Genomic DNA, 22,306 nt, shown 5'->3' on the forward strand with positions numbered 1-22,306 from the left:
TGAGACAGTAAGCTGTTAAATTTTTTACTATAACTCTATTGTAAAGGACTTTTCCGAGGAATGGTCTTTCATTTTATTTACAAAAATATTTCAAAGATGTATGAGTTTATAACAGCGTGACATATTAAATATAAGAAAAAAGGAGGTTACATAATGAAGTTTAAGACAATACTGACACTCCTAACGATGATCATCTGTAGCATGCTATTAGCTACTCCTTCCGGTTATTCACAGCTGCATTCATCACCGCGTGTTCTACTCAAGAAAACAATTGAAATAACGGGTGACAAATATGAAGATCAAATCGTTATATTACAACCACATAACGGAATATTAAAAGTGATGTTTCGCGACGGGTTTTTAAATCGTAGCGATCAGCTTTCCATTCATGCTGAATCGATAGACGTAATCCGTTTCGTTGATTTTACCGGCGATCATTTACCAGAATTATTTCTTACAACGAAAACAAAGGATCAAAAGAAAAGCTATCATGTGGTTAGTGGTCAAGGACATCGCTTAACATCACTTCCGATCCCCTTAACCTTACAACTTTCAGGTCGTTTTCTGGACGGCTATCGCGCAGTTGTCTTGAATGAAAATACGGGCGTATTAACGACAGTAAATTTAGCACATAAAAAAACAAACTATGAGCAGGCAGCTATTTATAAGCAGGGCAAACTCATTAAGCCGATTAAACTATCTTCAACATCACCTACGTTAATACCGATGGACCTTGACGGCGACGGCATTTTTGAGTTGCAAAGTAAGCAACAAGTGACCGCTTCTAATCAGACGATTGCTTATTCAACTTCACAATGGAAAATGGAAGACGCGGGTTGGCGTTTGCTATCAAGTTCTGTTCACAAATAGTCATCAACTGCTTTCATTCCAAAAAAGAAGGCGTAACTGGCGCTTATAAGGGTATATACGTTAAGAAGCGTTCAAATGAAAGGAGATGCAAGTATGAAGCATGACACACTGCGCGCTTACGGTAATATCCTTGCTTTTATCGTTATGGTTGCCGTTAATTCACTATCTTCCACACTCCCTTTAAACGGAAAAACGGATAAAGAATTATCCGACGCGTACAATTTACTCATCACACCTGCTGGCTACGTATTTTCCATTTGGGGTATGATCTACATCATGCTGGCCATTTGGTGTATTTATCAGGTTTTACCTCGGCATCGATCGGATGACGTATTCCGCTCAATTTCCTTTTGGTTTATCCTAAATGCCCTTTTAAATGCGGCCTGGATTTTCGTTTGGCACTATCAATGGGTAGATGCCTCCATTCTAATTATGTACGGCCTACTTGCTACGCTCATTATTATTTATAACGTTACACGTAAAACAACGACTAGTTTTTGGCTAGTAGTGCCGTTCTCTATCTATATTGGTTGGGTAAGTGTTGCTGCCATTGTAAACACACAAACAGTGTTTGTATATCACGGCTGGGATCAACTAAACGTCAGCGGCATTACCGTTGCTCTTATTACCTTACTACTCGCCACTGTGCTTGCATTTTATGTGACGTCCCGAACAAGAGATATTTTTTATTCTCTCGTCTTTATCTGGGCCTTCATTGGCATCGGTGTTAGACAGTCTGAATTTCACGATATTACACTGGCTGTAATCGTTGTAACCATTGCCCTTTTTAGTTCTGTCATCTATGCTTTGTATCGTAAGAAAGGCACTTTTCAAATTTATAGGTAATATCATTTGCGTAGCTCCTATTCTGATAAGGAGCTATGCTTTTTTTATGCTACTTTCCTCCGCTAATAGTTGATAAAATTCAACAAACATTGTACGTTTATAGAAGGAAAAGATAGGTAACATTACATTCTTTTCACTTATACATAAAAATGATCATCATCGTTGTGGGAGGGATTAACGATTGAACAATAAAAAAGCGTTGCCGATCTTATTTTTAGTCATGTTTCTCGTTATGGTTGGCTTTGGCATTATTATTCCTGTCTTGCCATTTTACGCAGAAAAGATTGGCGCATCACCAGCAGAACTCGGTATGCTTATGGCGGTATATTCACTTATGCAGCTGCTTTTTGCTCCTATTTGGGGAAAGATCTCTGACCGCATCGGCCGTAAACCTGTTATGCTCATTGGTATTGCCGGATTAGCGCTCTCCTTCTTTCTTATGGCCGTGTCAAATGCGCTCTGGATGTTGTTTGCTGCGCGAATCATCGGAGGTCTGTTGTCGTCTGCAAATATGCCAACAACGATGGCCTACGTAGCTGATATTACAACGCCTGAAAATCGTGGAAAAGGGATGGGAATAATCGGTGCTGCTGTGGGACTCGGCTTTATTTTCGGCCCTGCAATCGGTGGAATTTTTGCAAAGACTAGCTTGCATTTACCTTTTTATTTAGCAGCAGGCTCATCTGTCCTAACGTTCTTCCTTGTTCTCTTTGTATTGAAGGAATCCTTATCAAAAGAACAACGCGAAACCAATAGTACACAAGCATCATCACGTTGGGCTGCATTTTCTGGGCCGCATGCCATTTTATTTATTTTACAGCTTTTTGTTTCTCTATCGTTATCAGGTCTTGAAGCTACATTTGCCTACTATGCAGCCGAGAAAGCGGGACTAGGTACGAGACAGCTTGGCTATATTTTTATGATTATGGGGTTTGCCGGAGCACTCGTGCAGGGGGGCTTAGTTGGACGCCTTACTAAAAAATTTGGTGAAGGTCGCGTTATTCAACTAGGTATTATCGTATCGGCAATCGGGTTTGCTCTCATTCTACTTGTACACGATTTTGCCACTGCCGCCCTTTATCTTTCAATCTTTGGTATTGGTAATGGCGTGATTCGTCCAAGCGTATCTGCGCTCTTAACGAAATCGTCGACTGCGGGTCATGGCTCAGTAACTGGATTATTATCTTCATTTGACTCACTTGGTCGTATTGTAGGCCCACCACTTGGTGGCTGGCTGTTCGCCTATACATTCAACCTTCCGTATCTATCAGGAATTGTATTATCCTTCATTGCTCTCGTATTATTCCAAGTATATAGCGGTGCATCAAAATCAGCGCTTAAAGGGCAATAACAACGGGTATTACATATAATGCTTTTTATTTTCCTTTCTGTTAGAAAAGCTATACACTAAAAAAAACACACTAATGCTACTGGGAGGCTCAATTTTATGTCTGTTTATGAGTTTAAAGCAAAAACCATCATGGGTGAAGAGAAATCTCTTTCTGAGTATGAAGGCAAAGTATTGCTTATTGTAAACACCGCCAGCAAATGTGGCTTTACCCCACAATTTAAAGAATTACAAGCATTGTACGAAGAATACAATGACAGTGGGCTTGAAATTCTCGGCTTTCCATGCAATCAATTTGCAAGTCAAGATCCTGGAAATGAACAAGAAATTCAAGAGTTTTGTCAATTGAATTACGGTGTCTCTTTCCCAATGTTTGCAAAAGTTGATGTAAAAGGTGATCAAGCGCATCCTCTATTTCAATACTTAGCAAAAGAAGCCCCAGGTCTATTAGGATCAAAGGCCATCAAATGGAATTTCACGAAATTCCTCGTCGATACTCGTGGTAATGTCGTTTCTCGCCATTCGCCACAAACATCACCAAAAGACATGAAAAAAGATATTGAATCCTTAATTGCACAATAATACATTCTTTAACTAACTATCCAACACTTCTTGGATAGTTTTTTTTATGCCTTCAAATTGACGTCTTAAAAATTCGGGCTTATTTACCCGGGCAAATGTCTACACCGTGGACAGGGGGCTACATATACTATCTTGAGAATGTTGGAATAGTATTTGAAGGAGGAACTAACATGTATGCAAATTCACCAATGAATGCCCCGATGAACGCGCCGATGAACGCGCCAATGAATGCCCCGTTATTGAATGCACCAATTACGGCTTCTTATAGCTATGGCGGTGGCTATGGTTATGGTGGCGGCTGTGGTGGCGGTTACGGTGGTAGAGGATTCGCGATTATTATCGTTCTCTTCATCCTCTTAATCATCATCGGTTGCTCTTGCTGGTATGGCTACGGCAAGGAAGAAAGTAGCAGCTGCTGTCGTTAATTGATCGTAGCGTACCCGGTAATCCTTTGGATACCGGGTATTTTTTATACTTTCGTAAATAGGAGGTACACCTAAAACAAGCAGGCATTCTACGGTGTAGAGTACCTGCTTGTTACCATTAATCCATAATATTCACAAAAGCTTTTTTAACATCAATGTCCCGTTTGGCAGCGCCTTGTTTATACATCCAATGTGCAACATCGCGCCAGCTAGCTTCTTCTTGATAGCCAAACGGCTTTTTACCACTATCCATGAGCGGTAATAACACTTGTAGACTTTTCTTCTCTACATCTGCATCCAGCTTAAAGCTCTTATCTTCATGCTGTAATAATTGTTGCAAAGTCTTATCTGGATTCTTTTTCGTATTCTCTTGACCTTTCGATAATGCACGCCAAAACTTCTTATACATCTCTTTATTTTTACTTATACCTTCTTCGCTAGCAATAGCGACTAGTTCGTAATAATCCGGCACACCATACTCCGCTGGATTAAAAGCTGTAATTTTATGACCTTCTTTTTCTAATAAAATTTTCTCATGATTAATATAGGCACCATCAATGGCATCCACGCGATCGGTAGCTAATGATGGAATTAAATTAAAGCCAACATCACGCTTTTTAACCTTAGTTGGATCGCCACCATCGTGTTTAATCACCGTATCAATGAGCGCTTCACCAACAGGCGCAGAGGAAGAGCCTAACACTTTTCCTTCTAAATCTTTCGGACGTTTAATACCACTTGAAGATTTCACCATTAAATAGTCGAGCGGGTGACGAACGACCGCCCCAATAGACACAACAGGAATGTCTTGTGCTCGTGAAACGATGACTTGCGTTTGATAGGAAATAGCAATGTCAATCTTATTCGCTGCCACTAGCTTAATTGGATCATTCGTTTCAGCAGGCATCTTTACTTCTACATCTAAGCCTTCTTTTTCAAAATAGCCTTTTTCAATTGCGTCATATAGTGCTGTATGAACAGCATTTGGATACCAATCAAGCATGACCGTAACCGTTGTTAAGTTTTTTCCATTTTTCTTGTCATCTTTAGATGAGCAAGCCCCTAACGCGAGAACAATACATAGGGTTAGGAGTAACGGCGCTTTAACCCATGACTTCATGTTTTTTTTCCTCTCTTTCAAACTTCCATTTTAATACGCGTTTTTCAATAATTGCGACGACCACAAAAAATAACATACCGAGAATGGATAGAAGGAAAATCGCTGAAAATACAGCTTCAGCATTTAGATTCCCAGACATTCGTCGCGTATAATAGCCAAGACCAGCATCCGCTCCTAACCATTCGCCAATCGTTGCCCCAACGACCGAAAATACCGCCACGAGCTTTAAGCCCGAAAAGATGGACGGTAATGCCATGGGTAACTGTACTTTTCGAAATATCTGCATGCGCTTTGCGCCCATGGAGCGCAATAAATCTACGTATTCTTTATCATGCTGATTTAGCCCATCGTACACGCTGACGACAATCGGGAAAAAAGCAGTTAGAACGGCAATGCCTACTTTACTCCAAATGCTATAACCGAACCACATTACGAAAATAGGTGAAAGAGCAATCGTAGGAATCGTTTGGGAAATAAGTACAGCTGGATAGGTCATCCGTTCAATCGGACGAAAGAAAAACATAGCTATACCGAGGGCGCTTCCGGCAATGATTGAAATACTAAATCCAAGCAGCGACTCTTGTAATGTGGCCCATGTATCTTCCATTAACATCTCACGATTTTCAATAAGCGAATCAAGAATGCCCGACGGAGCAGGCAGTATAAAAGGAGGCACCTTCCCTGATTGAACGATCCATTCCCAAACCGCAAGAACGATGACCACTGCAAGTATAAACAAATAATATTCCTTGAACAATCTGCTAATTTTCTTCATGGGTAATCATACTCTCCAATGTATTCATCAGTTCAGCTATTTCAGGTGTCATTTGTTTACTCCTAGGTCGTGGCACGTCAATCTTCACTTCATCCATCGTACCATTTTCATGTAGTACCATGACTCGATCACTCAAGAAAACCGCCTCAAATAAATCATGGGTAACGAGAACAATTGTTTTGTTCAGTTCCTGCCATAATGAAGAAATCCACGTGTGCATTTCTTTTTTTGTCATCGCATCTAATGCACCAAATGGTTCATCAAGCAACAAGACCTCTTTTCCTGTTAAAATCGTCCGTAAAAAAGCCACACGTTGACGCATTCCACCTGATAACTCATGCGGATAAGCATCTCGATACTCAAATAACCCAACTCGCTGTAGCCACATTTCAGCTTCTTGCCTCTTTTGTTGCTTCTTTTTTTGAATTTCAGCTGCTAATAATAAGTTATCAAAGACCGTTCGCCAAGGCATTAATAAATCCTTTTGTGGCATAAACCCTGCTGCACCGAGGCTGGTTGCTGTTTCTTGAATTGTAATGGATCCGTGATCGGGCGTTAATAAGCCTGCAGCTAGTTTAAGAATGGTACTTTTTCCAGTTCCACTCTTGCCAACGATGGATAGAAATTCTCCATCCATCGCCTGCAAACTTACATTGCTTAAAATTCTTTTTTTCTTAATGGAATATGATAACTCTTTTATTTCTAATGACAAAGCATTGGCCTCCTATCCTCTATACTGGCCATTCATGCCCATAATACGACATATCCCAGAACATAAATTCAAATTTTGAGGTAATGATAAAATGATTTTCTAAGCGCTGAAGCTCTTCCTCATTTTTCCCATCAGCAAAAGCGTTCATGAATTGAAGGCTTTCTTCTACCATGACATCAAAACCTTCTGAAGAGTACATTTCAATCCACGCTCTATAAGGATGACCTTCTAAATCACCAACCGCTTCTTTTAAACGCATCCCAATTTCATAATAACTCCATGCACATGGCAATAAACAAGCCATTACATCGGCGATCGAACCTTGTTGTGCTGCACTTAACATATAATGTGTATAAGCAAGGTTACTCGGAGCTGCTTGTTCCTTTTCTAGTTCCTCACGAGATACACCAATTTCTGCACAATATTGACGATGTAGATCCATTTCACGATTCAACGTTCCGTCAAGATGACTCGCAAACCACCCCATCGTCGTTAAATCATTAGCTTTTACAGCTCCAATCGCAAATAACTTAGCATACTCTATTAAATACACATAATCTTGCTTCATATAATACATAAATCGTTCCATAGGCAATGTTCCGTCCTTAATGCCTTGAACGAAAGGATGGGCAAAAATAGCTTCCCACACATCATCTGCGCTTTGACGCAATCTTTCTGCAAACGTACCTTTTTTAACAAGTGTCATACGATGCACTCCTTTTTATCAGATTGAAATCTATAGTTTATGAACTTATAGTAACTTCATCGCTGTTCCTTACGATCATGCAACTAGCCTATCAAGCTATAATATAAATTTTTTGCTTGGGCAATATCTTTTGTTCCATGCACAAGTACTCGTCCATCTTTAAAAAAGACGAGGCGATGCTCTCCCTTGCTATAAGAAAGAAGATACGGATTTTGTTCTACTTTCCCGTCCAATTTCATAAGTGCAGAGGAAAGCGCTTCTAAATTGCGTTCTTCAGTAAGCGTTGGTCGAATTTGCACTGTGTTTCTTCCGCAAAGCACGGCTGTTTTCGTTTGTTGATCAGGCTGTAAGTATGGATAAACAGGCTGTTCACCGCATGACGGACAATCAGCTTTTTTCAGTTTTTGCACATCCATACTAATATATTGATTGTTCCACATATCAAAAGAAACAAGCTTCCTTTTTAATGCAGCTTTATTTCCCGTTAACAGCTTTAGTGCCTCTGCAGTTTGATGAGCGACAACCATTCCAACAGCTGGAGCAATGATTCCTGCCGTATCACACGTTGCTCCTCCCATAGGAACTTTTTCTAACAAGCAACTTAAACATGGTGTCTCCTCGGGAAGAATGACATAACTTAAGCCATAGCTTCCTACACATGCTCCGTAGATCCATGGAATGCCTCGTTGTTGAGCGATATCATTAATAATGAGGCGTGTATCAAAGTTATCCGTAGCATCAATAATTAAATCAGCAAATTCCGTAAGCTCTCGCAGCTCTTCTGGACCAACATCCATGACTTGTCCTTCAATGCGCACGTCAGAATTAATAAGTTCCAAGCGTTCGCGAGCTGCGACAGCTTTTGGCATACGATACTTGGCATCTTCTTCTGAGAACAACTGTTGTCGTTGCAAATTACTCCATTCGACGTAATCGCGATCAGCAATCGTTACATGACCGACTCCTGCGCGAACGAGTATTTCCGCATTGCCTGTACCAAGTGCACCAGCGCCAATAATGACGACGTGTTGATCGGCTAGCTTACGTTGTCCTTCTTCTCCTATGGGCTCAAATAATTGTTGCCTGGAGTAGCGATCGTTCATTTAAACACTCATTCCCTCCAGCGGACTACTTGCCGTTGCATAGCGTTTCTTCGGGATTCTTCCTGCTTCAAATCCTAGTCTTCCTGCTTGAATTGCTAGTTTCATTGCTTCAGCCATCTTCACAGGATCCTTTGCTCCTGACACTGCTGTGTTTAACAGTACACCATCCGCTCCAAGCTCCATGGCAATCGCTACGTCAGCTGGAGAACCGATGCCGGCATCCACAATAACTGGAACATTTGCTTGCTCAATAATCAAACTCATATTCAATGGATTGACAATTCCAAGACCAGACCCGATTGGAGAAGCTCCCGGCATAATCGCATGCACACCAAGTTCCTCTAATTTTCGTGCAAGAAGCACGTCATCTGAAGTATACGGCAGCACCGTAAACCCTTCTTCAAGCAACATTTCCGATGCTTTTAACGTTTCAACCGGATCAGGAAGTAGGGTTGTAAAGTCACCAATCACTTCTACCTTAATCATATCACAGAGCCCACTTGCTTTTGCTAGTTTCGCAATGCGAACAGCTTCTTCTGCTGTTTTTGCGCCAGCCGTATTTGGTAGTAAAGTAAAACGTTTTGCATCTAACTTTTCTAAGAAATTCGGTTGCTCTGGATCAAATATATTCATTCTTCTTACTGCAAACGTCAGTATTTCCGTCTCAGAAATGTCGACTGCTTTTTTTTGTATATCAAAATCAGGAAATTTCCCTGTACCTAGTAATAAGCGCGATTGAAATTCATAGCTTCCTATTTTCAACATGCTGTCATCCTCCTCCTACAAAGTGAACAATTTCTACTTTGTCTCCGTTACTTAATCTTGTTTGTGCATGCGCACTCTTATCTAATATTTCTTGATTGAGCTCGACGATGGCCCCTTTATTAGCTAACTTTAATTCCAACAGCATATCTTCTACCGTTTCTGCACCCTCAAGGTCTAGATGATTTCCATTAATGAATAGTTTCATTTTCTTACCTCATTCCTTTGTTTTCTTGCAGCATACTCACACGGTTTGGAGAAAATGCCTCCATTGCTAAAGGAGCATGACCAAGTATTGCTTGTGCTATCCATTCTCCGGTCAAAGGGCTTAAAAGAATGCCATTTCGGTAATGACCCGCAGCAAAATACAGCGAATCATTTTCCGGATGAGCACCTAAGTAAGGTAGACCGTCAATCGTTTGTGGGCGAAAGCCTGTCCAAGCTTTTTCCCATTGCCCTAATTTCACCTCTGGCACAAGTGTTGTTGCTTGATCCAATAATTCTAGTACGCCGCCAGCAGTTACTTTTTTATCAAATGTATCTGGACGCATCGTCGCCCCAATTAAGAGACGTCCTCCTCGTTTTGGAACGAGGTAACAGTGCCCCGAGATCACCGTTGAGGCGATGGGTGGCTTTGGAAATGTTAAGGATAGGCACTCCCCTTTAACAGGATAGAGCGGCAATGACAGATCTGTTAATTTTGCAAGTTGTTCTGTCCAAACACCTGAAGCAGCTACAAATTTTTCTGCAAAGTATTCACCTGCATTACTTCCTACCTTGACGCCATGTGCTGTCACTTCAATCTTTTGTACTTCTGCATACTCGCAAATCGTTGCTCCGCGCTCAATGGCACCTTGGGCAAAGGCTTTTGTAAGACGAGCAGCACTAACTTGACCATCTTTCGGTAAATACAAAGCACCGAATAACTCACCGTTTAGGTGGGGCTCCATTGACTTTAACTGTCGGGAATCCACCCACTCTGCAGGCTGATGATTATTTGTATGAAACGCCCTTATGGACTGTAAATAAGCAGCGTCTTCCTCATTCCAGGCGACTTTCAAAAGACCACGATCAACAAACTCGATATCGATTCCACTGCTTTCTTTTAGTTCATGGGCTAGCATAGGAAAGCGACTTCGACTTTCACGAGCCATTTCATATAAAGGACCTGTTTCATGAATCTCAGCTTGGGCCCCAAGCATTCCCCCAGCCGCCATGGACGCCTCGCATCCTATGGTCTGGCGCTCGAGTACGAGAACAGATAACGAAGAATACTTTCTTAAATGATAAGCAATTGAACAGCCTATTACACCGCCACCAGCAATAATGACATCATATCGTTTGTTCAATCTGTTTCACCCTTCCGTTCAGTGCCTCATAATAACGTTTAACAGCCTGTAGAGCATTCGGTGCATTCCACACGCCACTCATAACAGCAATGCCACTAGCCCCTGCTGCAATAACTTCAGAAACATTTTCAGGAGCAATCCCTCCAATAGCAATAACAGGAATACTTAGCTTGCTTGCTATTTCTTGGAGCTGTAGTAGCCCTCGAGCCGGTAAATTTTGTTTACTATTCGTTTGAAACACATGACCGAATAACACATAATCTGCTCCTTGAAACTCTGCTTCCTTACCTTCAGAAAGGGAATGAACAGAACGACCTATTCTCATCGTACCGTAATGATCTTTAGCTAAAGCTACTGGCAAGCTCGTTCCTTTTAAATGCAGGCCACCAGCATCAACAGCACTAGCCGCCTCTGCACAGTGATTAATAACAAGGGAAGAAGAATGAAAACCTGCTCTTAATAAGGCTTGGGCATAATGGTATATTTCACTACCGCTGCATCCATTTTCACGAAGATGAACATAGGACACGTACGGAGCAATTTTCATAGCCTTTTCTGTTAACGTATCAACATTTTGAATGCCATTGGTGATTACGTGAAATTCGTATTCCACCCTTTTTCTCCTTCTTTCCATACAAAAAAGCCGCATCTCCCGAAGGAAAAGCGGCTTATCATCAAATTTATTCAACAGCAGCTTACTTCGTTAAGTGCTGCTTGCCACTTCCCTCCGCCGGTTTCAACCGGATCAGGTTCAAAGAGTTTAGAACAGTTGTTCAGTCTCAGCCTTAAGGCTCCCCTAGTGATGCTATTTAGATTTCATTACACTCTATATCTTACCACTGCAGGAAAAAATGTAAAGGTTAGAAGCTAATTTTTTCATCTAAGAACGTACGAAGCTCTGCAATCGGCATACGAACTTGTTCCATCGTATCACGATCACGAACTGTTACTTGACCGTCTTCTTTCGAATCAAAATCATACGTAATACAATATGGTGTTCCAATTTCATCTTGGCGGCGATAGCGTTTACCAATAGAACCTGTTTCATCATAATCAACCATAAAATCTTTTGCCAACCCAGCAAACACGTCACGCGCTTCATCAGATAGCTTCTTAGATAATGGTAGAATGGCTGCTTTAAAAGGAGCAAGCGCTGGGTGTAAATGAAGAACCGCACGCGTGTCGCCACCTTCTAATTCCTCTTCTTCATAAGCATCAATTAAAAAGGCAAGCGTGACACGATCCGCTCCAAGAGATGGTTCAATGCAATAAGGAATGTAGCGTTCATTCGTTTCTTGATCAATATAGTTAAAGTCTTCACCAGAATGTTCACTATGACGTTTTAAATCAAAGTCTGTTCGTGATGCAATACCCCAAAGCTCACCCCATCCAAATGGGAATTTATATTCAAAGTCTGTTGTTGCATTGCTGTAATGAGACAATTCTTCAGACTCATGATCGCGCAGGCGTAAAGAATCTTGCTTCATGCCAAGATTTAATAAAAAGTCATGTGCATACTGCTTCCAGAAATCAAACCACTTTAATTCCTCACCTGGTTTACAGAAAAATTCAAGTTCCATTTGCTCAAATTCGCGAGTACGGAATGTAAAGTTTCCAGGCGTGATTTCGTTACGGAAGCTTTTACCGACTTGCGCAATACCAAACGGAAGCTTTTTACGCATCGTACGTTGGACATTTTTAAAGTTCACAAAAATCCCTTGCGCTGTCTCTGGGCGAAGATAAATTTCATTGCTGCTTGATTCTGTTACTCCTTGGAACGTTTTAAACATCAGATTAAACTGGCGGATAGACGTAAAATCATGCTCTCCACACTCAGGACAAGCAATATTGTTTTCTTCAACAAGCTTTTCCATCTCTTCAAAAGAAAGACCATCTACGATTTTTTCAACGCCTTTTTCTAATAAAGCATCTTCAATTAACTTGTCAGCACGATGGCGCGCCTTACACTTCTTACAATCAATCATTGGATCATTAAAGTTACCGATATGTCCAGAAGCTACCCATGTCTTTGGGTTCATTAAAATAGCAGCATCTAATCCAACGTTATATGGGGATTCTTGTACGAATTTTTTCCACCATGCTTTTTTAACATTGTTCTTAAGTTCAACACCAAGTGGACCATAATCCCACGTATTCGATAATCCTCCATAAATTTCTGAACCCGGAAAAACATATCCGCGTTGTTTTGCCATATTGACAACTTGCTCCATCGTTACACTCATCATGATCTCTCCTTTTTTCTACAATCGTACGTTCTTCAACGAACGAAAGCTATGACAATAAAAAAAGCCTTCATCCCTAGACAATTTCTTGTCTAGGGACGAAAGCTTATATGCTCACGCGGTTCCACCCTAATTGATGTGTACGTTTATACACATCCGCTCAAGTTACATAATCGCTCGAGACTGCCGTTTCTCTGAACATTTTTTTCAGGCTCTCACCGCCCCTGAATCGCTACTAAAAAGTGGCTCAGATACTATAGGTCTGTCATAGCTTTTCAACTTTTAGATTATGGGAAAAATAGTACATTTTTTAAGAGTAATTGTCAAGTACCTTTTAAGATTATCCTTTCCCACACCTCAAGTCTCCATACATTAGGATGAGCATATGAGTGATGTGCGTTAGTAGCTGTAATTATAGCCTTGACTATAACCAGCTCCACCATAGGCTCCCGGTCCACCAAATCCTCCTGGTGTTCCTGGTCCTCCAAACCCACCGTACGCACCTGGATAGCCACCGTAGCTACCAGGATAGCCATATGGCCCCGGAGCTACCCCTCCGTAATTATAACCATAGCCGTAGCCATATACCGGCGGTCGCGGCCGGGCTATCGCAAATCCAGCAATGGATCCTAATCCTAATCCGAGCAAGGCACCACCTAAAAGTGGAAAAAACCGATCGCGTTCTTGCCATAAATAGACATTATCTGCATCTACATGATGAATAACACCTGTATGCATTTGTCCATCATGTGTTGCAATCTCTACCTGCTGACCAATGTGAGCACAACATAAATCATAATAGCGTTCTCGCAAAGAAGGTCCCTCCTTTTCATTTAATTCTATTTAGTCTATGCATTTATAAACAAACGGTGTTGTCACGAAACAAGCTTCATTATTTACTAGGAACCAAGGTTAGCGTCGTTCCCTTTTTAAAAGCACGTTCATCTGTGTACGTCCTATGGTAATTACCATCCACCCAATCGCTGATTTGATCATCATACCATTCACTTAAAACATGGCCAGATTGCCCAGGAGCAACCACATTATCACTTTGATTGGGTTTTGCCATATCTATAACTGTTCGCCAAGCAGCACCATGATCAACGCTTCCCGTTTCTTCATCCCAACCAGCAGCTCCAACTGTTACCCGACTGCCGCCAACAGCATACGGTTTCGGGTTAAAAAAGAGATTCAGCGGCTTAATCGCTGCTAATGGATGTGTAAACCGCGCAACATGATATTCTCCCCACTGCCACTTATCAAGATCTGTTCCTTGCATCTTTTCAATAGCGGCAACTGTGTGTTTAAAGCTTTTTTCAGCAACACGTTGCAACCCACCGGCTTCCTTCATCCAAGGACCAGGCTTTCCTTTAGCTGCCCGTCGAATCAGTTGATCCGTTACTTGTGCTTGCCCATCAAACATTCGTAACACTTTTTTATTGATTTTTTTCGCAAATAAAACGCGTGGCAAATCTTCCATCCATAAATTAAAAAGTAAAGGTGCCGCTAAATGCGCATCATCCTTTTGATTCCATTTTTCCAAGAGGGCGATCGCTTTCTTTTCCTGTGAAGTAAGGGAGGACTTTTTCAATAATGGTACTAAAATTGGTAGCATCTCTCTAGCTTGTAAATTATGATGATCGGTTTGGAGACTTTTCATATCTGCTAGGGAAAATTGTTTCTTACTTCTCAGCACTTCCTTAATACGTGCTTCACGATAAGGCTGCGCCCATGTGTCGGTTAAATGATACGGATACTCCTTCCCAATAACCTGATTATTAGCCGTAGCGATAAATCCTTCTTTCGGATTAACAACGGTCGGCAGCTTTTCCCATGGAATATACCCTTTCCATTCATAACGATCATTCCATCCCGGAACTGGCAGCGAGGTATACGGCTGTTTTCGAATTGGAATTAATCCGTTGGCACGATAAGCAATTGTTCCATCTGTAGAGGCAAACACAAAATTTTGAGCAGGCGTATGAAAATAAGTTAACGCTGCCTTAAATTCATTCCAATTTGTTGCTTTGTTATATTGTAAGACACCTTGCAGCTCTGCTGATGGTTGTAACGCCGTCCATTTCATAGCAAGTACCTTATCACTAGAAGAATGCTGAGCAAACTCCGACATAACCGGTCCATGTCTCGTAATCGTCACTTCATATGGAATCGTGGACTCTCCCTTTACTTTAATCGGCTCTGACACCGTTGTGGCTCTCTCCCACTTTCCTTTATAAAGAAATTCATGTTTATTTTTAGGATTTCGTTTTTCAATATATAAGTCTTGAACATCTGGTCCGACATTCGTTACTCCCCATGCTATGTGATCATTAGACCCAAGAATTACACCGGGTACTCCAGCAAAAACAACACCTCTCACATTTTGAGTATCATCTTGTAAATGGGTTTCATACCAGATCGACGGTGTAGCTAAGCCAAGATGCGGATCGTCAGCTAAAAATGGTTTACCAGATGCTGTTTTTTCCCCACTTACTACCCAGTTATTAGAACCATTAAAGCGATGAGGGATCACGGCTTTTGCCATACTTTTCGTAACATCAATATTGGACTGCTGTGCAGCTTCAATAACATCAGGTGCACCAGTAGGATAGGAAGGAAACAAGTCGAAAGCTTGTTCTTTAGAGAAATGTTGTAGCAGATAATAGCGGAACGCTTGACCTTCCCAATGGCCACCAAGATCAAACGCCATATATTTACCAATGGTTAATGAATCAATTGGCGTCCATGCGCTTGGCTCATAGCCTGCGAGTATAAATTCAATCGGAAGTGCATGATTCCCTTTTGCTTCTTTTAAATAGGCGTTTACACCATCTGCATACCATTGTAGCGCCTGCTTTGCCTGAGTTGAATAGTGTTTATAAGAAGCTTGCGCCGCTCTTCGTAATCCAAGTGTGCGGAAATAGCGGTCTTTATCAATCGTCTTTTTGCCTATTACTTCACTTAGTTCACCCGATGCTTGTCTTCTACTTAAATCCATCTGAAACATGCGGTCTTGCGCTGTTACATATCCTTGAACCATATACAAATCTTTGGTGCTTTTTGCTTTAATGTGGGGAACGCCTTTTGTATCTCGTATTGCAGAAACCTTATAATCAAGCCCATCGATTACAACTTCTCCACTAATTACGGGTTTACTTTTATTCACTTTCCAATAGGCAACGGAGCTCCCTATACCAAGAAGCATAACGAGTGAAGCTAACAGTATAATGGTGATTTTCCACCATTTTCTTGATGGCGTTTTTTTGTAATCCGTTACGACTTTTGCCATTAGATTCCCCCCTTTTTCTATTGGTTCTCTTTTTATTGTCTATTTCCTTCATCGCCCACTGAGCAACTAAATCCATCATTTGAATTTCTGATCAGTATTAGACGAAACTTCTATGGTGCTAATAGCGCATATCTTAAAAAAGAAGATAATATATTTGAAAGGTGAGACGGGTATCGTTTACAATGGGACGTTGAAAGGGGGACGCTCATGAAAAAATGGGTTCTCATTCCACTCATCCTGCTTCTTATTTGTTTAGGAGGCGCGGGAGCTTGGTATTACTATCCTCAATATAAAATTAATAAGATGAAAGCTGCTAATTCAGTAGAAAACGATGATAGCAATCACAAAGCTTCATCTAAAGATTCCTATATTAACCACTTAAAGAAAGCTAAGAGTCATAACCTTCATCACTTAGCACTTGGCGATTCTGTTATTCAAGGTCGCGGTTCTTCTAAAGGAGGATTTGTGAAAGAAGCCAATCAACAATTGATGAAGCTTACGGGCAAAAAAATCATACTAGATAATGAAGGAATCTCGGGAGCCACTAGTAAAGACTTACTTACATTTGTGCAATCCCCAAAAATGAGAGAGCGCCTTCACGAGGCCGATTTAATCACGATTAATATTGGCGGCAATGATCTTGTTAAGTTAGCTCTTAAAGAGGGTGTCATCCAAGCCCTTCAAGATTATCAACAAGTGAAGTCCTCCTATGAAGAAAACTTAACAGCCATTTTTCAGTACATTCGTAAAGAAAATCCCAATGCCATTCTTGTTTATGACGAATTGTACAATGCCATCGATTCCGAAGAATCCTTTTATCCTGCGACAAAAAAACTGCTAAATGATTGGAATTTAATTGCCTATGAAGTAACGGATCAATATCGTCCGTCTGTCGTTATTCCTAGTAGTGAAGCTTTAACAACAGACGACCGCAAAGACTGGATTTATGATTCGATTCATCCAAACGAAACAGGGCATAAACGTATTGCCGCCAAAATGGTTCGTGCTCTTCAATCGCCCTATAAAAAAGAATGACTACAAAAAAAACGTCAATCGCTTCTTGCTGAAACGATTGACGTTTTTTAGCTCATTATACCTTGCTTTTCGTTGTATACCTTCATTACAAAAATCCGATAATTTCGTCAAAATGGAGAAAAATCACGATCTCATAGTTCAGGAACCATTGATATCAGAAATCTTACCGCTAGTTGACCGCTTTTGTGTTCTCCAATTTTTGAAGTTTCTAAATCAGGCAAGTTCGTAGCTGCCAACCCGTCAATCCTCACTTTAACCAAATAAAGAGGAAAGTGTATCTATTGACTAAATCTGAGCTCTTTTTGCACAGTCACTTTATACTCCATCTTCACTATAGCTTGATTTAACATACGTACGTTAGCCTCTTTCCTTTCTCTTCCTTTTTTGTTGTAATGAAAGAAGGAACTTTATACATTCAAGGAGGGCTTCATGAATAATCCACAAGCCGAGTTACAAACAATTGATATTGAGTATAAAGGAAAACGAAGCAATACTGCCCCCATCTCATGGGGTGAACTTTTTGGCTTTATTGGTACATATATTGGCTTTAGCATTGTGAGTTATTTACTTGCACTTCTTTTTTCTCTATCCTATGGCATTACCTTTCACTTATCGTTAGAGGACTTACAAGGAAATCCTCTGTTTGAATTATTAGATGGCGTAACGTTCCTTTGTACCATTCTCGTTTTTAAACGCGTACGGCAGTTTGTGTGGCGAAGTGTCTCCTTTGCTGCTTTAAAGAAAGGAAAAACGTACTTCCTGATCCTTCTTGCCCTTGTGCTCTGTCAAACACTACAATATTTAATTTTCCAAGTGTGGGGAATTGAAACACCGCAAGCTGACAATGACAGTAACATTCTACTCCCTAAAGCACTCGAATTGATCTTTTTTATCATTAGCACATGTATTGTCGCTCCCATTACAGAAGAATTGTTTTTTCGAGGCATTCTCTATCGCTTTGTGACAGATAAATTTCACTTTACACTTGGCATTCTTGTTTCAGCGGCTGTATTTGGATCATTGCATTTCGGCTATCCACTTGCCGCGGGATTAATGGGCGTAATTTTTGCTTTACTTTACTACTTAACGAAATCACTTGTTCCAGGAATTGTTGTTCATGCATTATGGAATAGTTATGTGACGGTGTCTGCTATTATAGCCACGTACAGTTTCTAAAACACAATAAAAAAAGAGGCGCTAACTGCAGCAGCGCCTCCTATGTATAGGGGACCTTTATTATCTCATTCATTTTTAATAATGGTAAGAATCGACAGCCTTGCGTCCACATGCCTATACAATCTTAAAATGAAAAGCGAATGGAGAAAAAAGGGGCCGATCTTACCCTTTTTGTACATATTTTCTCTATGTGGTTTGTCACAAATAACGTACTTGTTGCTTAATATAGCGTCGAACATACCGATAAAATGCCATAAAGTCCTGTTTATTTGTAAAAATATTTTTCATGGACTGTACTTGCGGTAAAATACCGTGTTGATTAAACAACACAGATGTAATACCTCGATAAAATTCTTGTCCATCACTTTTATAGATTGTAGTCTCAATATAAACGATTTTAGTAGACGCCACGGGATGATCATTAACTGGTTGAACGTCCAAAACAGAAAGTTTATATTTCATAAAGATTCATCTCCTCTTTCGACGGCTATCGCTAGTAGATAAATCGTGCTTTTTCGTCTTCTTATTATGTTTTTTGTCCCGAAAAAAAGATAGGTCTAAAGGCTTGTTTTCGACATGTCTGACCTCATGTTTTTATAGGACAAATTTATCAACATAGGAATTTAGACATATAGACCTACTAACATTTTTTTGAATTAGTCGCAACGTCGCTTGTTATAAATTAACAATCGGGATAAAATAGTAACATACGTAATAGCCGCTATCGCCCATTTCCATCAGTCATTCTCGTCCGGACTTGGTTATAGGGGAGGGTATGGTATGACAGTATTCGAAGCAATGTCATTAATGATCGGTTTTTCAATGCTCGTTCTCACCATTATTCGCTCCAAGGATAACGACTAAAAAACATAATTGTTCATGCTTATAGTATAAGTCATGCGTCAACATGGCTTTCCTACCTAAAAAACACACCAAGGATTTTCTCCTGGTGTGTTTTCTCATGATTTAATTTTGTGCAACTACATCAGACTGTACACTAATTGTATCATCACTTAGGCTAACTGTGATCACTTTAGGATTCTCTTCTTCTAAAAGAACATCCGCAATTTGATCTTCTACTTTTTCTTGAATGACTCGACGTAACGGACGAGCACCGAATGCTGGATGGTAACCGAGCTCAGCAATTTTCTTTTTCGCTTCATCTGTAAAGGTAATCGTAATACCTTGTTCACCTACATTGTCAATAAGCTCTTCTAGCATTAGATTAACAATTTGGATTAGATCTTGCTCTTTTAAAGACTGGAATTGAACGATACTATCAAAGCGATTCAAAAATTCTGGTTTAAAATAGGAGCCAATCGCATCAAGAATGTTTGTTTCTTTTTCAACAGCTGCAAGCTCATTTGTAAAACCTAATTGACGCGTTTGTTTTACACCAGATCCCGCATTGCTTGTCATAATAATTACGGTATCTTTAAAGCTTACTGTGCGTCCTTGACTATCAGTTAGACGACCATCCTCCATAATTTGTAGAAACATATGCTGTACATCTGGATGTGCTTTTTCTATTTCATCTAATAAAATAATGCTGTAAGGCTTGCGACGAACAATTTCTGTTAGCTGTCCTGCTTCCTCATGGCCAACATAGCCTGGAGGTGAACCAATTAATTTTGAAACGGCATGTTTCTCCATATATTCACTCATATCAAGACGAATCATTGCATCTTGATCACCAAATAGTTCGCCTGCTAACGACTTCGTAAGCTCGGTTTTCCCGACACCTGTTGGTCCTACAAATAGAAAGGATCCAATCGGACGGTTTTTCGCTTTTAAACCGGCGCGACTTCTACGAATTGCTTTGGCCACTTTATGAACCGCTTCCTCTTGTCCAATCACACGTTGCGCTAAGTTGTGAGCTAAATCTTTTAATTTAGCTTGCTCATCACCTTGAAGTTTACGAACCGGAATGCCTGTTTTTTGTTCAACAATTTTTTGAATATCTTCAATCGTCACTTCTGCTTTTTGTTGTTCACCAGCTTCAGCTAGTTTCTCTTGAATTTGAAGCTCTTCTTGGCGAAGTTTTGCTGCTTTTTCATAATTTTCTTGTGCGGCAGCTGCTTCTTTTTCTTGTGCAATAGTTGCCAATCGTTCTTCTAATTGTGCGCTTTCTGTCCCTGAATGTAACAGATTAATTTTTGAACCAGCTTCATCCATTAAATCAATGGCTTTGTCTGGTAAAAAACGATCTTGAATATAACGATGTGACAGTGTTACACATGCTTGTAGAACTTCTGTTGAAAAAGTAACCTCATGAAAAGCTTCATATTTAGGCGCTAACCCTTTAAGAATTTCAAATGCTTTTTCTGGTGTTGGTTCATGAACAAGCACCGGTTGAAAACGGCGTTCTAGAGCAGCATCTTTTTCAATTTTACGATATTCCTTTAGCGTCGTTGCACCAACAAGCTGTAATTCACCACGTGCTAGTGCTGGTTTTAAAATATTGCCTGCATCCATCGAGCCTTCCGCAGAACCTGCACCAACGATTTGATGAATCTCATCGATAAACAAGATGACATTTTTTCGTTTTTGCAACTCACTAATTAATTGTTTCATTCGTTCTTCAAATTGTCCACGCACCCCTGTATCTGCCACTAAGGAAGCAACATCTAACAAGTACACTTCTTTAGAAGCTAATTTAGCAGGTACGGTTCCCTCAACAATCTTCATTGCTAATCCTTCTGCGATTGCTGTTTTACCAACACCAGGTTCTCCAATAAGAACGGGATTATTTTTATTGCGTCGATTTAAAATCTCAATAACACGATTTATTTCCTCTTCACGACCAATAACAGGATCAATCAGTCCCGCTTTTGCTAAGGATGTTACATTTTTACCAAAATGATCGAGAAATCCTCCACCACCATTGCCATCTTCTTGTGTTTTTGACTGTTTTTGTTGTTGTTGAAAATTAGCTGAATTCATACTACCGAACATTTGTTTAATCAAGTCATCAAAAGATGAGAATTGGTTCATGCCATTTCCTCCTCCTGTTGCTTTCAAATATTGAGTAGCTTCGTTATAACATGATGAACAAAGCGTAACTTCTTTATGTTTTTGATTAATCATGACATTTAATTGAATGGTTGCAGGATTTACTTTACATTGTTCACATAACATTAGAAAATCCTCCTTTAAAGTAACGTAGGTCTATTTGATTTGACTTTGACTATCTTTGACCTTGTGATTTCATTATACTTTGACCTTTTTTGACTTTCAAGTATTTTGCTTAAGTTTTTTTTCAAACTGTCATCACAAGAACACCTCGTTTTGAAGAGAATACACGCATTGTCCTCTAAAATCAAATGAGATGCTGACTCTTTTTGTTTAAATAAAAAAGAGAACCGGATGACCGGTTCCCTTTCGTTATTTAATTTCAAAATTTTGTGTTTGACGATAGTCATCATGCTCATCTTTTGCTGTAAGCCATACTTCAAGTGTATAGCTACCCGCAGGCAGGCCACTAACCATAATATCTTGTGTAAAGCTTGCACCTTGTTTGACTGTCGTTTTAGTTAATGCTTGCGTAAACATATGATTTTTACTGTACTCATATACCGTTTTTCCTTCTTTATTTTTAATACGATAGTCAAATTTCTTACCGCTCGTAAAATGGAACGTTTTTTCTTTTTCCATCTGATTTTTTATTTCATAACGCAATACTGCCTTCCCTTTTTTCTCTTCAACTACTTTTAAAGAAGGATCCATTTTTCCTTGGACGATTCCTTGATTTCCACGATGATCTTGATGCTTCTGCTTGTCTTTCTGTCCGTCACTCATAGTAGGCGCTCCCTTCTCTTCCTTCTGCTCTGATTTTGAACTACAAGCTCCAAGAACGAGTACGACCGCCACTACTAGTACTAACCATTTCTTCATGTTCATTCACCTCGTTTATAGAAGATGTCCTTTATATGAATAATCATACAAGGATTTTCTTGCTTAATCTA

The 22,306-nt window shown here is 40.1% G+C and carries 23 protein-coding genes and 1 riboswitch; of the genes, 8 read left to right on the forward strand and 15 right to left on the reverse strand.

Going from position 1 to position 22,306, the window contains the following annotated elements; all coding sequences use genetic code 11:
• Positions 1-153: 153 nt before the first annotated feature.
• The 5 genes from A374_RS07845 (at position 154) to A374_RS07865 (ending at position 4,071) form a co-directional block, all read left to right on the forward strand.
• Positions 154-870, forward strand: coding sequence for a hypothetical protein (locus tag A374_RS07845; RefSeq protein ID WP_007201666.1), 717 nt, complete (start codon positions 154-156; stop codon positions 868-870).
• 93 nt (positions 871-963) lie between these two features.
• Positions 964-1,716 (forward strand): TspO/MBR family protein, encoded by a 753-nt coding sequence (locus A374_RS07850; protein ID WP_007201667.1) that lies wholly within the window; start codon positions 964-966, stop codon positions 1,714-1,716.
• Between the two features lie 181 nt (positions 1,717-1,897).
• A complete protein-coding gene (locus A374_RS07855) occupies positions 1,898-3,067 on the forward strand; it encodes a tetracycline resistance MFS efflux pump (RefSeq protein WP_007201668.1) in 1,170 nt (389 codons plus the stop codon).
• 96 nt (positions 3,068-3,163) lie between these two features.
• Positions 3,164-3,646 carry a glutathione peroxidase gene (locus A374_RS07860; RefSeq protein WP_007201669.1) on the forward strand — a complete coding sequence of 161 codons (483 nt, stop codon included), beginning with the start codon at positions 3,164-3,166 and terminating at the stop codon, positions 3,644-3,646.
• 224 nt (positions 3,647-3,870) lie between these two features.
• Positions 3,871-4,071, forward strand: coding sequence for a YjcZ family sporulation protein (locus A374_RS07865; protein WP_050979728.1), 201 nt, complete (start codon positions 3,871-3,873; stop codon positions 4,069-4,071).
• A gap of 118 nt (positions 4,072-4,189) precedes the next feature.
• On the opposite strand, the gene A374_RS07870 is transcribed toward A374_RS07865, so the two are convergent.
• The 12 genes from A374_RS07870 to A374_RS07925 all read right to left on the reverse strand — a co-directional run bounded on the left by A374_RS07870 (position 4,190) and on the right by A374_RS07925 (position 16,130).
• Complete coding sequence (locus tag A374_RS07870) at positions 4,190-5,191, reverse strand: ABC transporter substrate-binding protein (RefSeq protein WP_007201671.1); 1,002 nt, start codon at positions 5,189-5,191, stop codon at positions 4,190-4,192.
• Positions 5,175-5,966 carry an ABC transporter permease gene (locus A374_RS07875; protein WP_007201672.1) on the reverse strand — a complete coding sequence of 264 codons (792 nt, stop codon included), beginning with the start codon at positions 5,964-5,966 and terminating at the stop codon, positions 5,175-5,177. The genes A374_RS07870 and A374_RS07875 overlap by 17 nt, the downstream gene beginning before the upstream one ends.
• The gene (locus A374_RS07880; protein WP_007201673.1) at positions 5,953-6,678 is read right to left on the reverse strand and encodes an ABC transporter ATP-binding protein; all 726 of its coding nucleotides are present in this window, start codon (positions 6,676-6,678) and stop codon (positions 5,953-5,955) included. Before A374_RS07880 ends, A374_RS07875 begins: the two co-directional genes overlap by 14 nt.
• Before the next feature lie 19 nt (positions 6,679-6,697).
• Positions 6,698-7,384, reverse strand: a complete 687-nt coding sequence (gene tenA, locus A374_RS07885; protein ID WP_007201674.1) for a thiaminase II — start codon at positions 7,382-7,384, stop codon at positions 6,698-6,700.
• Between the two features lie 83 nt (positions 7,385-7,467).
• Positions 7,468-8,487, reverse strand: a complete 1,020-nt coding sequence (locus A374_RS07890) for a thiazole biosynthesis adenylyltransferase ThiF (RefSeq protein ID WP_007201675.1) — start codon at positions 8,485-8,487, stop codon at positions 7,468-7,470.
• Positions 8,488-9,252 (reverse strand): thiazole synthase, encoded by a 765-nt coding sequence (locus tag A374_RS07895; RefSeq protein WP_007201676.1) that lies wholly within the window; start codon positions 9,250-9,252, stop codon positions 8,488-8,490. It lies immediately after the preceding gene.
• A 4-nt stretch (positions 9,253-9,256) separates the two neighbouring features.
• The gene (gene thiS, locus A374_RS07900) at positions 9,257-9,457 is read right to left on the reverse strand and encodes a sulfur carrier protein ThiS (protein WP_007201677.1); all 201 of its coding nucleotides are present in this window, start codon (positions 9,455-9,457) and stop codon (positions 9,257-9,259) included.
• A 4-nt stretch (positions 9,458-9,461) separates the two neighbouring features.
• Positions 9,462-10,598: a glycine oxidase ThiO gene (thiO, locus tag A374_RS07905; RefSeq protein WP_007201678.1), complete on the reverse strand. Its 1,137-nt coding sequence runs from the start codon at positions 10,596-10,598 to the stop codon at positions 9,462-9,464.
• Positions 10,582-11,211, reverse strand: coding sequence for a thiamine phosphate synthase (locus tag A374_RS07910; protein ID WP_007201679.1), 630 nt, complete (start codon positions 11,209-11,211; stop codon positions 10,582-10,584). Before A374_RS07910 ends, thiO begins: the two co-directional genes overlap by 17 nt.
• A gap of 92 nt (positions 11,212-11,303) precedes the next feature.
• Positions 11,304-11,406, reverse strand: a riboswitch (TPP riboswitch).
• 52 nt (positions 11,407-11,458) lie between these two features.
• A complete protein-coding gene (locus A374_RS07915) occupies positions 11,459-12,841 on the reverse strand; it encodes a glycine--tRNA ligase (protein ID WP_007201680.1) in 1,383 nt (460 codons plus the stop codon).
• A 399-nt stretch (positions 12,842-13,240) separates the two neighbouring features.
• On the reverse strand, positions 13,241-13,654 hold the full coding sequence (locus A374_RS20965; protein WP_007201681.1) for a hypothetical protein: 414 nt from the start codon (positions 13,652-13,654) through the stop codon (positions 13,241-13,243).
• A 79-nt stretch (positions 13,655-13,733) separates the two neighbouring features.
• Positions 13,734-16,130 (reverse strand): penicillin acylase family protein, encoded by a 2,397-nt coding sequence (locus A374_RS07925; RefSeq protein ID WP_007201682.1) that lies wholly within the window; start codon positions 16,128-16,130, stop codon positions 13,734-13,736.
• A gap of 207 nt (positions 16,131-16,337) precedes the next feature.
• Between A374_RS07925 and A374_RS07930 the strand changes: the two genes are divergently transcribed.
• Together A374_RS07930 and A374_RS07935 are read left to right on the forward strand one after the other, a co-directional pair.
• A complete protein-coding gene (locus tag A374_RS07930) occupies positions 16,338-17,165 on the forward strand; it encodes a GDSL-type esterase/lipase family protein (protein ID WP_007201683.1) in 828 nt (275 codons plus the stop codon).
• Between the two features lie 429 nt (positions 17,166-17,594).
• Entirely contained in the window at positions 17,595-18,341 is a 747-nt protein-coding gene (locus A374_RS07935; protein ID WP_007201684.1) for a CPBP family intramembrane glutamic endopeptidase, read from the forward strand.
• A 198-nt stretch (positions 18,342-18,539) separates the two neighbouring features.
• Here the strand turns inward: A374_RS07935 and A374_RS07940 are convergent, their stop codons facing one another.
• Positions 18,540-18,803, reverse strand: coding sequence for a hypothetical protein (locus A374_RS07940; RefSeq protein WP_007201685.1), 264 nt, complete (start codon positions 18,801-18,803; stop codon positions 18,540-18,542).
• A 318-nt stretch (positions 18,804-19,121) separates the two neighbouring features.
• Here A374_RS07940 and A374_RS21445 point away from each other — a divergent pair, with 318 nt between their 5' ends.
• Positions 19,122-19,205, forward strand: a complete 84-nt coding sequence (locus A374_RS21445) for a putative holin-like toxin (protein ID WP_353051312.1) — start codon at positions 19,122-19,124, stop codon at positions 19,203-19,205.
• Positions 19,206-19,307: 102 nt separating this feature from the next.
• Here the strand turns inward: A374_RS21445 and A374_RS07945 are convergent, their stop codons facing one another.
• Both A374_RS07945 and A374_RS07950 read right to left on the reverse strand, forming a co-directional pair.
• Entirely contained in the window at positions 19,308-21,479 is a 2,172-nt protein-coding gene (locus A374_RS07945) for an ATP-dependent Clp protease ATP-binding subunit (protein WP_007201686.1), read from the reverse strand.
• 246 nt (positions 21,480-21,725) lie between these two features.
• Positions 21,726-22,235, reverse strand: a complete 510-nt coding sequence (locus tag A374_RS07950; protein WP_007201687.1) for a BsuPI-related putative proteinase inhibitor — start codon at positions 22,233-22,235, stop codon at positions 21,726-21,728.
• Positions 22,236-22,306: the final 71 nt, after the last annotated feature.

The sequence above is a fragment of the Fictibacillus macauensis ZFHKF-1 genome (assembly GCF_000269865.1).
In the GTDB taxonomy this organism is placed as follows: Bacteria; Bacillota; Bacilli; order Bacillales; family Fictibacillaceae; genus Fictibacillus_C; species Fictibacillus_C macauensis.